General features: G+C 74.9%; 12 protein-coding genes. 8 read left to right on the top strand and 4 right to left on the bottom strand.

Features of this window, described 5'->3' with window-relative positions; all coding sequences use genetic code 11:
* Positions 1 to 108 precede the first annotated feature (108 nt).
* The 3 genes from MY526_RS26455 to MY526_RS26445 all read left to right on the top strand — a co-directional run bounded on the left by MY526_RS26455 (position 109) and on the right by MY526_RS26445 (position 2487).
* Positions 109 to 984 carry an ABC transporter substrate-binding protein gene (locus tag MY526_RS26455; RefSeq protein WP_436705434.1) on the top strand — a complete coding sequence of 292 codons (876 nt, stop codon included), beginning with the start codon at positions 109 to 111 and terminating at the stop codon, positions 982 to 984.
* Positions 985 to 1116: 132 nt separating this feature from the next.
* Positions 1117 to 2010 (top strand): alpha/beta fold hydrolase, encoded by an 894-nt coding sequence (locus MY526_RS26450; RefSeq protein WP_436695207.1) that lies wholly within the window; start codon positions 1117 to 1119, stop codon positions 2008 to 2010.
* 45 nt (positions 2011 to 2055) lie between these two features.
* Positions 2056 to 2487 carry an acyl-CoA thioesterase gene (locus tag MY526_RS26445; protein WP_436695204.1) on the top strand — a complete coding sequence of 144 codons (432 nt, stop codon included), beginning with the start codon at positions 2056 to 2058 and terminating at the stop codon, positions 2485 to 2487.
* 16 nt (positions 2488 to 2503) lie between these two features.
* Here the strand turns inward: MY526_RS26445 and mftD are convergent, their stop codons facing one another.
* Positions 2504 to 3733: a pre-mycofactocin synthase MftD gene (mftD, locus tag MY526_RS26440; protein ID WP_436695203.1), complete on the bottom strand. Its 1230-nt coding sequence runs from the start codon at positions 3731 to 3733 to the stop codon at positions 2504 to 2506.
* Between the two features lie 112 nt (positions 3734 to 3845).
* On the opposite strand from mftD, the gene MY526_RS26435 reads away from it, so the two are divergent.
* Both MY526_RS26435 and MY526_RS26430 read left to right on the top strand, forming a co-directional pair.
* Positions 3846 to 4469, top strand: a complete 624-nt coding sequence (locus tag MY526_RS26435; protein ID WP_436695202.1) for a TetR/AcrR family transcriptional regulator — start codon at positions 3846 to 3848, stop codon at positions 4467 to 4469.
* Between the two features lie 31 nt (positions 4470 to 4500).
* The gene (locus MY526_RS26430; protein WP_436705433.1) at positions 4501 to 5328 is read left to right on the top strand and encodes a mycofactocin-coupled SDR family oxidoreductase; all 828 of its coding nucleotides are present in this window, start codon (positions 4501 to 4503) and stop codon (positions 5326 to 5328) included.
* Here MY526_RS26430 and MY526_RS26425 read toward each other — a convergent pair.
* The 3 genes from MY526_RS26425 to MY526_RS26415 are packed head-to-tail and all read right to left on the bottom strand — an operon-like array spanning position 5282 to position 7080.
* Positions 5282 to 6082 carry an SDR family NAD(P)-dependent oxidoreductase gene (locus MY526_RS26425; RefSeq protein ID WP_436705432.1) on the bottom strand — a complete coding sequence of 267 codons (801 nt, stop codon included), beginning with the start codon at positions 6080 to 6082 and terminating at the stop codon, positions 5282 to 5284. The two genes, MY526_RS26430 and MY526_RS26425, sit on opposite strands and share 47 nt — an antisense overlap.
* Positions 6010 to 6219: an SDR family NAD(P)-dependent oxidoreductase gene (locus MY526_RS26420; protein ID WP_436705435.1), complete on the bottom strand. Its 210-nt coding sequence runs from the start codon at positions 6217 to 6219 to the stop codon at positions 6010 to 6012. The genes MY526_RS26425 and MY526_RS26420 overlap by 73 nt, the downstream gene beginning before the upstream one ends.
* A 33-nt stretch (positions 6220 to 6252) precedes the next feature.
* On the bottom strand, positions 6253 to 7080 hold the full coding sequence (locus tag MY526_RS26415; protein ID WP_436695200.1) for a mycofactocin-coupled SDR family oxidoreductase: 828 nt from the start codon (positions 7078 to 7080) through the stop codon (positions 6253 to 6255).
* A gap of 171 nt (positions 7081 to 7251) precedes the next feature.
* On the opposite strand from MY526_RS26415, the gene MY526_RS26410 reads away from it, so the two are divergent.
* From MY526_RS26410 to MY526_RS26400, 3 genes are all read left to right on the top strand, one after another.
* The gene (locus tag MY526_RS26410) at positions 7252 to 7806 is read left to right on the top strand and encodes a TetR family transcriptional regulator (RefSeq protein ID WP_436695199.1); all 555 of its coding nucleotides are present in this window, start codon (positions 7252 to 7254) and stop codon (positions 7804 to 7806) included.
* An 84-nt stretch (positions 7807 to 7890) separates the two neighbouring features.
* Positions 7891 to 9015, top strand: coding sequence for an AAA family ATPase (locus tag MY526_RS26405; RefSeq protein WP_436705431.1), 1125 nt, complete (start codon positions 7891 to 7893; stop codon positions 9013 to 9015).
* A gap of 363 nt (positions 9016 to 9378) precedes the next feature.
* Complete coding sequence (locus MY526_RS26400) at positions 9379 to 10014, top strand: vWA domain-containing protein (RefSeq protein ID WP_436695197.1); 636 nt, start codon at positions 9379 to 9381, stop codon at positions 10012 to 10014.
* Positions 10015 to 10433 lie beyond the last annotated feature (419 nt).

Here is a 10433-nt window from a genome sequence, read left to right as displayed (position 1 = left end):
TGGCCCGCCCTCACCCGCGTCGTCTGAGAGCCGGCCGAAGGGCAGAAATGGCCATTTCTGCCCTTCGACGGGGGTCGCGGGGGCAGGGTCCGTGGCTACCGTGGCGGCGTGCGGATCGCCTCGTTGCTGCCGGCCGCGACGGAGGTGGTCACGGCGCTGGGGCTCGCCGACCGGCTGGTCGCGGTGACGTTCGAGTGCGCCGCCGAGGCCCGGGCGCGCTGCCCCGTCGTCGTCGACACCGCCCTCCCGCCCGATCTCCCGCCGGGGGAGATCGACGCCTGGGTGCGCGACCGGGTGGACCGGGGTCTGGAGCTCTACGAGCTGGACCGCGCGGCGCTGGCGGCGGCCCGCCCCGACCTCATCCTGACCCAGGACCTCTGCAGGGTCTGTGCGCTGCCGGCGGGCACGGTGGCGGAGGCCTGCCGCGCGATCGGCACCGACGCGGCGGTCGTGTCGATCGACCCGCACACCCTGGACGAGGTGCTGGACGCCGTCGCGGCGGTCGGGCAGGCGGCCGGCGTCCCCGGGGCCGCGTCGGTCCTCGTCGCCGACCTGCGTGCCCGGCTGCACGCCGTCGAGCAGGCCGTCGCGGACCGGCCGCGCCCCCGGGTGCTGCTCCTGGAGTGGACCGATCCGCCGTTCCTCGCCGGCCACTGGGTGCCCGAGCTCGTGCGCCGGGCGGGCGGCGAGCCGGTGGCCGCCGCCGACGGCGGCCGCAGCGTGGCCGCCCGGTGGGCGGACCTGCCGCCGGCGGACCTGGTCGTGGTCGCCCCGTGCGGCCTGGGCCTGGCGGCGGCGCTCGAGCAGTGCGCTGCGGTGGCGGCGCAGCTGCCGGGCGTCCCCCTGCTGGCCATCGACTCGGCGCGGTACGTGGTGCAGGCCGGTCCGGCGCTGGTCGACGGGGTGGAGGCCCTCGCCTGGGCGCTGCACCCGGACGCCGTCCCCGAGCCGCCGCCCGGTCGCGTCGCCCGCCCGGTGGGCTGAACCGGCTGTCTACTGCGCCACATCCGTCTCCGCCGCGCCGACGACGCCCCGCAGGTGCCCTAGCCTCGGGTACACGCCGCCGCGACGGCGGCCGGGACACCGGGGTCCCCTGATCACTGCTGGGAGGGCCCCATTCCCCACCGTCCGCCTCCGCTCCGCTCGCGTCAGGTCACCAGTCCGGACGGGACGCTGCTCCGCGCGTGGTCCAGCGTCGGCGGCGGTACGCCCGTCCTCCTCTGCAACGGGCTGGGCGCCTCCCCGTCGGCCTGGCCCGCGGTCGTCACCCCGGGCAGTGGCTTCCAGGTCGTCGGCTGGGACCACCGCGGGCTCGGGGGCTCGCAGCGTCCCCAGGACCCCGCCCGCGTGCGGATCGAGGACCACGCCGCCGACGCCCGCGCCGTCCTCGACGCCTTCGGTCTCGAGTCGGCGATCGCCGTGGGCTGGTCGCTGGGCGTCAACGTCGCGTTCGAGGTCGCGCTCGAGGAGCCGGACCGGGTGGACGGCGTGATGGCCGTCGCCGGTGTGCCGGGCGGCAGCTTCTCCTCCCTCTTCGGTTCCCTCGGTGTCCCGCGCCGGATGCGGGCGCCGGCCGGGCGCCTCAGCAGCCGGCTGCTGCCGCTCATGGGCCCGCTCCTGCCCCTGGTCACCGACGGCCTGCAGCCATGGCAGGCGCTGCTCGGCCCGGCGGTCGCGCAGCGGTTGCCGCAGGACGCCGCCCGGCTCGGCGCCATGACCACGGTGCTGCGCGAGTTCGCCGGCCACGACTGGAGCTGGTTCCGGCACCTCGCGGTCGCGGTGGCCGAGCACGCGCCGCTCGACCTGTCGCCGCTGTCCTGCCCGGTGACGTTCCTGGCCGGCCGCTACGACACGCTCGTCGACGTCGCCGACGTGCGGGCCGCAGCCGACGGCGTCCCGGGGGCGAGGTACCGCGAGTTCTCCAGCGGCCACTTCCTCCCGCTGGAGCAGCCGGACGCCATGCTCGAGGAGCTGCGCCGGCTGGCGGAGGTGCCGGCCGCGCGCGTGTGACGGGTCCGCCGCGACCGGGGGATCCTCCCGTGCGACGGTCAGGGCATGGACGGACGCAGCGACCACCAGGAGCGCCACCTCTACCGCGGCCGGGTCGCGTGGGTGGACACCGACGCCAGCGGCCGGATCCACTTCACCGCCGTCTTCCGCTGGGCCGAGGCCGCCGAGCACGACCTGCTGCGCAGCCTGGGCCACTCCTTCCAGGGCGGGTTCCCGCGGGTCGACGTCCAGGCCGCCTACCGCACCGCGCTGCGCTTCGGGGACGAGTTCGAGCTCGCCCTCGGCGTCGCCGCGGTGCGGCGGTCCTCCATCGCCTACACGTGGGAGGTCCGCAGCCGGGGCGGGGTGGCCGTCGAGGGCCGCCACCACGTCGTCTTCGTGGGGGACGGCGAGCGGGCCCAACCGCTGCCGGAGGGCCTGCGGGACCAGCTGACCGCCATGCTCCCGACGGCTGCGGGAGACCCGGCCGGCGGGTGAGGGGCGCGGCCGGCCGTCAGGCCCGCTCGCCCTTGCCCGAGGACCGGGCGCCCGCCGGGGCGTCCGCGCCGGGGGCGCCGAGGTGCCGCTCGAAGAACGGCGGGATGACCAGGTCGCCCGGTTCCAGCTGGTCGATCGAGGTGTGGCCGAGACCGATCAGGGTCGAGCCGAGGCCGTCGCGGAGCAGGTCGAAGACGTTCTCCACCCCGGCCTGACCGTTGGCGGCCAGTCCCCACAGGTAGGCGCGGCCGATCATCACGGCCCGGGCGCCGAGCGCGAGCGCCTTCGCCACGTCGCTGCCCCGCCGGATGCCGCCGTCCATCAGCACCTCGACCTGGTCGCCGACGGCCTCGGCGATCGCGGGCAGGGCGCGGATGCTGGCCGGGGTGCCGTCGAGGTTGTTCCCGCCGTGGTTGGACACCGAGATCGCGGTGCACCCGGCGTCCACCGCGCGCTTGGCGTCGTCCACCCGCATGACGCCCTTGAGCATGAAGTGGCCGCCCCACTGCTCGCGCAGCCACGCCACGTCGTCCCACGAGGGCATCGGTGACTGTGTCCACTCGCCGTACGCGCCGAAGAACGTGGGGGCGGGGGCGCCGGGCTCGGGGACCATGTTCGGCACGGTGAGGTCCGGGATCCTGCCCGTCCGCGCGAAGTCGAGCAGCCAGCGGGGCTTGAGCAGCACCTGCGGGGCGTAGCGCCGGGCCGCCTCGATGTTGATCTTCTCGGGGATGAACGGGCTGCCCCAGTCGCGGCCGTAGGCGAACGACCAGTCCAGGGTGGCGATGAGGCCGACCGCGCCGGCCCGCCGGGCCCGCTCCATGCGGGCGGCCATCGCGTCCCGGTCGCCGACCCAGTACATCTGGAAGAACGTCTGCGGGTTGGCCGCGACGACCTCCTCGATCGGCTTGCTGGCGAACGAGGACAGTCCCATGGCCGCGCCGCGGGCGGCCGCGGCCCGGGCGACGGCGACCTCGCCGTCGGGGTGCACGGCCTGCACGCCGGTCGGGCTGATCATCACCGGCAGGGAGACCCGCTGCCCCATGATCGTCGTCTCCAGGTGGCGCTCGTTGCTCAGGCCCGCCACGTGCGGCGCGAACCCGAGCTCGCCGAACGCCGCGGTGTTGTCGTCGACGGTCAGGCCTCTGTCGGAGCCGGCCACCAGGGCGCCGTACACGCCCTTGGGCAACCGGCGCTTCGCCCGCCGCTGGGCCTCGGCCACCGACTCGAACCAGGCGTTCGCCATCTCACTGTCTCCGTTCCTGATCAGGGCGCCGTTCCCGGACCGGGGCGGCGTCCCCCACCACCCTACGCGTTAAACGGGGACTACTCCCCGGAAACGGTGTACCGTCGTGGTCGTGCCCTCCCACGATCGCCCGCTGCGGGCCGACGCGCAGCGCAACCGCGACGCCATCGTCGCCGCGGCGCGGGACGTCATGGGCCGGCGCGGGCTGGACGCACCGCTGGACGAGATCGCCCAGACCGCCGGCGTCGGCAACGCCACGGTGTACCGCCACTTCCCGACCCGGCAGGGCCTGGTCCAGGCGGTCTTCGCCGACGGGATGCGCCGGTACGCCTCGGCGGCCGAGCGGGCCATGGAGGTCGACGACCCGTGGACGGCGGTCCGCGGCTACCTCACCGAGATCTGCGCGCTGCAGGCCGAACACCGCGCGCTGGCCGACCTGGTCACGTCGAGGGAGTACGTCGACGCGACGCGCTCGGTCGCCGTCGCCCGCCTGCGGCAACTGCTGGCGCGGGCCCAGGCGGCCGGAGTGCTGCGCCCGGACCTGACCGTCGACGACGTCGCGCTCGTGCTGATGGCGAACGCGGGCGTGGTCCGGCAGCTGCCCGAACGCGCCGTCGAGGCGTCGGATCGTCTCGTGGCGCTCCTGCTCGACGGGCTGCGCGCGCCCGACGCGTCGTCCGGAGCGCCACCCCCCGAACCCGAGGGTCCCCGCCGGCCCCCGGCGGCGTCCTCGTGACCCCGTCCACCCGACAGAGAGAAGGAAGTCCATGAGCACCGTTCCGCAGCGTCAGCAGGGCAAGGTCGCCTTCATCACCGGGGCCGCCCGCGGTCAGGGCCGCGCGCACGCCCTCCGGCTGGCCGCCGAGGGGGCCGACATCCTGGCCCTCGACCTCGCCGGGCCGCTGCCCGGCGTGCCCTACGAGTCGGCCACCCCCGACGACCTCGCCGAGACAGCCAAGCTGGTCGAGTCCCTGGACCGGCGCGTCCTCACGCACCAGGGGGACGTCCGGGACTTCGAGGACATGAAGGCGTTCGTCGACCGCGGCGTGACCGAGTTCGGCCGGCTCGACGTCGTCGTGGCCAACGCCGGCATCTGCATCCCGGCGACCTGGGACGAGACGACCCCGGCGCAGTTCAAGGACACCATCGACATCAACGTCACCGGGGTCTGGAACACCGTCATGGCCGCCGCGCCGCACCTCGTCGCCGGCGGCAACGGCGGGGCGATCGTGCTGACCAGCTCCTACGCGGGCAAGAAGATGCAGCCGTTCATGATCCACTACACCGCCAGCAAGCACGCCGTGACCGGGATGACGCGGGCCTTCGCCGCCGAGCTCGGCAAGCACGACATCCGGGTCAACTCCGTGCACCCCGGCGGCGTGGCCACGCCGATGGGCAGCGGCGACATGGTGACCGAGATCGAGCGCACCAACGCGACCAACCCGAAGCTGGCGGCGATGGGCACCGCCTTCCTGAACCAGGGCTGGGTGGAGGCCGACGAGATCGCCAACGCCGTCGCGTTCCTCGTCTCCGACGAGGCGCGGTTCATCACCGCCGAGCACCTGTCGATCGACGCGGGCGCCCAGTACTTCTGACCGCGCGGCCGCCCCGGGCACCGGCTCGGGGCGGCCGGCGGGTCACCTCACCGGTGCCGTGTTGATGCCCGGCAGGATCATGTGGCCGGCGTCGACCGGGATGGTCACGCCGGTGACCTTCGCCGCGAGGTCCGAGTTTGAGGTAGAGCACGGTGTCGGCGATGACCTGCGGCGACATGAAGGTGGTGCCCTTGAGGGCGTGGAACGAGTAGCCACCCTCGATCATGTCGGCCTCGGTGCCGCCCTCGTGACCGGCGAACATGTCCCAGGCGCCCTGGTGGTCGGTCATCGGCGTCTTGATCGCCGCGGGGTGCACCGAGTTGCAGCGGATGCCGTGCGGCGCGAGTTCCAGGGCGATGTTCTTCATGAGCCCCACGACGGCGTGCTTGGCCGCCACGTAGTGGGCGTAGTTCGGCCCGGGCTCGAGACCGTTGATGGACGACGTGATGACGATCGACCCGGTCTGGCGCTCGATCATGTGCGGTGCGACCGCCTTGGCCGACTTCCAGACGCCGGTGAGGTTGACCCCGATCATCTCGTCCCACGCCTGCTCCGACAGCTCCCAGAAGGCGCCCTGGGTCCAGATGCCGGCGTTGGCGATCAGGATGTCGATCTGGCCGAACTCGGCGAGGCCGCGGCGGACGGCCTCGTCCATCTGCTCCTGGGAGCGGACGTCGGCGGTCACCGCGAGCGCGCGTCGGTCGAGGGCCTCGACCTGGCGAACCGTCTCGTCGAGGTCGTCCTGCGTCGCCATCCGGTAGGGACGGTCTCGAGTTGGTCGGCGATGTCGACCAGCACGACGTCGGCGCCCTCGCGGGCGCAGGTGGTGGCGTGCGCCCGGCCCTGACCGCGCGCGCCGCCGGTGATGAGGGCGACCTTGCCGTCGAGCATGCCCATCGGTGTTCTCCTCGTGTCGTGGTGGGCTCACAGCTGGCCGCCGGCGTCCACCACGTGGGTGGTGCCGGTGACGTAGCGGCCGTCGTCGGAGACCAGGTAGAGGACGGCGTTGGAGATGTCGACCGCCTCGATCGCCGGGATCGGCAGCTTGTTGAGGGTGAGCGCGGCCTCCTCGAAGTCCGCGCGGGTCGGGTGCTCCAGGTCGGGGCGGAACAGCCGGTAGGTGGGCTCGTTGAGGATCATGTCCGTCGCCACGGTCGTCGGGTGGATCGTGTTGACCCGGATGTTCTGCGGGGCGAGCTCCTTGGCCAGCACCTTCGCGAGCATGATGAGCCCCGCCTTGGCCGCGGAGTAGTGCGCCGTGTTCGGGTTGGCGTAGATGGCGGCCAGGGAGCTCGTGAGGACCACCGAGCCGCCGCGTCCGCCCGCGACGATGTGCGGCACGGAGGCGCGGATGGTCTTCCACACGCCGGTGAGGTTGACGTCGATCATGGTCGACCAGGTCTCCTCGTCCATCTCCAGGCTGGAGGCGGGCGTGGAGATGCCGGCGTTGGCGAGCACGATGTCGAGCCGGCCGAGCTGGGCCACGCCGTCCTCGACGGCCCGGGTCAGCCCGGCGAGGTCGCGGACGTCGACCTCGGCCGCGACGATCCGCCGGTCGAGCGCCTCCACCTGGCGGACGGTCTCGGCCAGGTCGTCCGGCGTCGCGGTGGGGTAGGGGACGGTCTCCACCTGCTTGCAGACGTCGACGGCGATGATGTCGGCGCCCTCCTCGGCCAGCCGTACCGCGTGGCTGCGGCCCTGTCCCCGCGCGGCACCGGTGATGAAGGCGACCTTGCCCTCGACGCGTCCCATGACGATCTCCTCTCGTGGCCCCGGCGGCGACGGCCGGGTGTGACCTGGACCGCAGGTTATGGCACCCGGTGTCACAAGTGGAAGGGGGCGGCTCGGGTCGCGATGGGGCAGGCTGCCGGGGTGGTGGAACGGGGGAGGCCGGCGAGTGGTGACCGGGGTGGCCGGCCGGCGGTGACCAGCGCGCACGAGCTGGCGGCCGTCGCGCAGCGGCTGTTCGTGGCCCGGGGCTTCGACGAGACCAGCGTCGACGACATCGCGGGGGCGGCCGGGATCAGCCGCCGCACCTTCTTCCGGTACTTCCCGACGAAGGCCGACGTCTGCTTCGCCGACTCGCCGGCCGAGCTCGCCCGGCTGCGGGAGGGGCTGGCCGCCGCTGACCCCGGCGAGCCGTACCGCCCGGCGATCGTGCGTGCCGTCGTCGCCGCCCTCCGGTTCCCCCCGGAGGAGCGGGAGTGGGCCTGGCAGCGGGCGCAGCTGGTGCTGGGCGAGCCGGTCCTACAGGCACACGCGACGCGGATCTACGCGCAGTGGCGCGGGGTGGCCGCCGAGTTCGCGCGCGGCCGGCCGCACTCCGACGACCTCTTCCCGGTCGCCGTCGGGCACGCGGTGCTCGCCGCCACCCTGGCCGCGCACGAGCACTGGATCGCCCACCCGGGCAGCGACCTGGGGGCGGCCCTGGCCCGCATGCTCGACCTCCTGCTCCCGCCCGAGCCGCCGGCGGGCTGAGCGGGCGCCGCGGCCGGGGGTGCGGTTGCCTCGTGGCACGCGGTGTCATTACCGTCGCTTGCGCCGGCGGGTCCGTCCCGCGGCGTGACCTCCCGGGCGGACCGGGGTACGAGGAAGGGGATCCGGGCGACGGGTGCACCCGCCGTTCCCGGCCCCGGGACCGAGGAGCCGACCACGATTCCGCACAGCCACCCCACGCCACTGCCGGGCGAGGACGACGTCCTCGACGACGTCGTCGGTGAGGACGTCGTCGTCACCGGCCACCGGGTCACCCACGAGGCGGGGTCCTCGGTGCGGGAGATCCGCCGCCGGGTGGCCCGCCACCTGGTCGGCCGGGAGCGCGAGCTCGACCTGCTGCTGGCCGCCGCCGCCGCGGGCCGGGACGTGCTCCTCGAGGGGCCGCCCGGCACGTCGAAGTCGACGCTGCTGCGGGCGATCACCGCGGAGTGGGGTGTGCCGCTGGTGTTCGTCGAGGGCAACGCCGATCTCACGCCCACCCGGCTGGTCGGGCACCACGACCCGGCGCGGGTGCTGCGCGAGGACTACTCGCCGGACAACTTCGTGCCCGGCCCGCTGGTCGAGGCGATGCGCACGGGCGGGTTCCTGTACGTCGAGGAGTTCAACCGCGCGCCCGAGGACACCCTCAACACCCTGCTCACCGCGATGGCCGAGCGGCGGATGGCCGTCCCCCGCGTCGGCACGGTCGAGGCGCTGCCGACCTTCCGGGTCATCGCCTCGATGAACCCCTACGACACCATCGGGACGACCCGCCTCTCCACCTCCGTCCACGACCGGCTGGTGCGGCTGGCCATCGGCTACCAGGACGCCGAGGCGGAGCGCGGGATCGTCGGCCGCCGCACGGGGGTCGAGTCGCCGCGGCTGGTCGCCGACGCGGTGGCGCTGACCCGGGCCACGCGCGGGCGGGACGACGTCCGTCAGGGCAGCAGCGTGCGCGGGGCCATCGACCTCGCCCTCGTCGCCGCGCAGCTGGCCGCGATGCGCGACGTCCCTCTGCCCGACGAGCCCTCGGTGCAGCCGCCGCGCGGGCTGCCCGAGGACTACACCGCCGTCGTCCTGGACGCCCTGCTGCTCGCGCTGTCGGGCCGGATCTTCCTCGACGAGACGGTGGAGACCACGCCGGAGGCCGTGCTCCGCGAGATCTGGGAGGACCACTACCTGCTCGAGCCCTCGGCGGCCGACCCCGGTTGAAGAGCCGTCGAGGCCGACTCCCCGGTCACCCGGCGGGACCGCAGCCGGCCGGGAACGCCCCGGGGGCTCAAGCCGCTGCGCCGCAAGCCCAAGCAGCTGACCGAGCAGCCCGCGCTGTACCGGCCGGCACCCGGCGGGGCGGGTCTCGCGCTGTCGTCGGGGGACCGGCGGCGGGACCGGGCGCCGGCGCACCCCCCGGGCGGGACGACGCCGGCGACGACCGACGAGCCGGCCGAGCTCGTCGCGCTCGCCGACCTCACGTCCGAGAGCTCGGCCGACCAGGAGACCCGGCGCCGGGCGCGGTCGATCGCCCGGCGGCTGGCCGTGCCGCGCCCGCCCCGGGACCGGCGGCCGCGGCGCGGGGTGGGAGAGCTGACCAGCCTGCCCTGGAGCGGCGGCTCCGACGAGCTCGACCTGGAGCGGACGCTGGAGCTGCTGGCCGCCGACCCGTTCCCGGAGGAGCGGGACATCATCGTCCGCGAGCGGGTGCGGCAGCGCCGCTCGGTGGTGCTCGTGGTCGACGTCTCCGGGTCGATGAAGGGCGAGCGGGTGCGGACGGCGGCCGCCACGGTCGGCGCGCTGGCCGGCGAGCTGGCCCGTGACCAGGTCGCCGTCGTCGCGTTCTGGTCCGACGCGGCGGTGCTGGTCCGGCTCGGCGAGCAGGTCGCTCCGCTCGCCGTCCTGGACCTGCTGCTCCGCGTGCCCACGCAGGGGCTGACCAACGTGACGTTCGCGCTGGAGACCGCTGCGAAGCAGCTGCCCGGCGCGCCGGCCCGCGACGCCCGGGTGCTGCTGCTCAGCGACTGCGTGCACAACGCCGGGCCCGATCCCCGGCTGACCGCCGCCCGCCTGCCCCGGCTGGACGTGCTGCTGGACGTCTCCGGGGAGAAGGACGTCGACCTGGGCCGCGACCTGGCCCGCCTGGGCCGCGGCCGGCTCCGGACGGTCCGGGACCACCGCGACGTCGCCGGCGCGTTGACCGCGGTGTTCGCGGACTGACCGGCACTCGGCCAGCAGGGACCGCCAGGACCCGGCCAGCAGCCTGACCGGGTGCTGGCAGGAGGTGGGCCGCGTGGACAGGGCCGGCTACGACCGGGGCAGCACCCGCCGGGACGTCGCGACGAGGATGGCGCCGACGACGCCGAGGGCCCCGATCCCGAGGGCGACCCGGGGACCGCGTCCGACCTCCTGTGCTGCCACGCCTCTGTCGGGCCGGCCCATCGCCACCTCCCGGGTGGTCCGTCGAGTGCCGTCGTCGTCCGGCCTGGTGCCAGGTACCCCGCCCGCCGGTTCGCGCAACCGCTGCGCTACCCCCGGCGCGCCGCAGCGGCCGCCGCGACCCGGGAGCCCGCCGCCCGTGCCGCCGCGACGGCGGCGAGGGCGCGTGCGGCGGCGCGTTCCGCGGGGGTCGCCGGACG

The sequence above is a fragment of the Geodermatophilus sp. CPCC 205761 genome, assembly GCF_051383655.1.
GTDB lineage: Bacteria > Actinomycetota > Actinomycetes > Mycobacteriales > Geodermatophilaceae > Geodermatophilus.
Note: the sequence above shows the minus strand (reverse complement) of the source record. Positions and strands in the feature narration are given on the sequence as shown.

Coding starts and splice junctions, on each gene's coding strand:
- MY526_RS26445 (WP_436695204.1), top strand. CDS start 2,056: ATGGACGGACGCAGCGACCACCAGGAGCGCCACCTCTACCGCGGCCGG.
- mftD (WP_436695203.1), bottom strand. CDS start 3,733: ATGGCGAACGCCTGGTTCGAGTCGGTGGCCGAGGCCCAGCGGCGGGCG.
- MY526_RS26430 (WP_436705433.1), top strand. CDS start 4,501: ATGAGCACCGTTCCGCAGCGTCAGCAGGGCAAGGTCGCCTTCATCACC.
- MY526_RS26425 (WP_436705432.1), bottom strand. CDS start 6,082: ATGGCGACGCAGGACGACCTCGACGAGACGGTTCGCCAGGTCGAGGCC.
- MY526_RS26420 (WP_436705435.1), bottom strand. CDS start 6,219: ATGCTCGACGGCAAGGTCGCCCTCATCACCGGCGGCGCGCGCGGTCAG.
- MY526_RS26415 (WP_436695200.1), bottom strand. CDS start 7,080: ATGGGACGCGTCGAGGGCAAGGTCGCCTTCATCACCGGTGCCGCGCGG.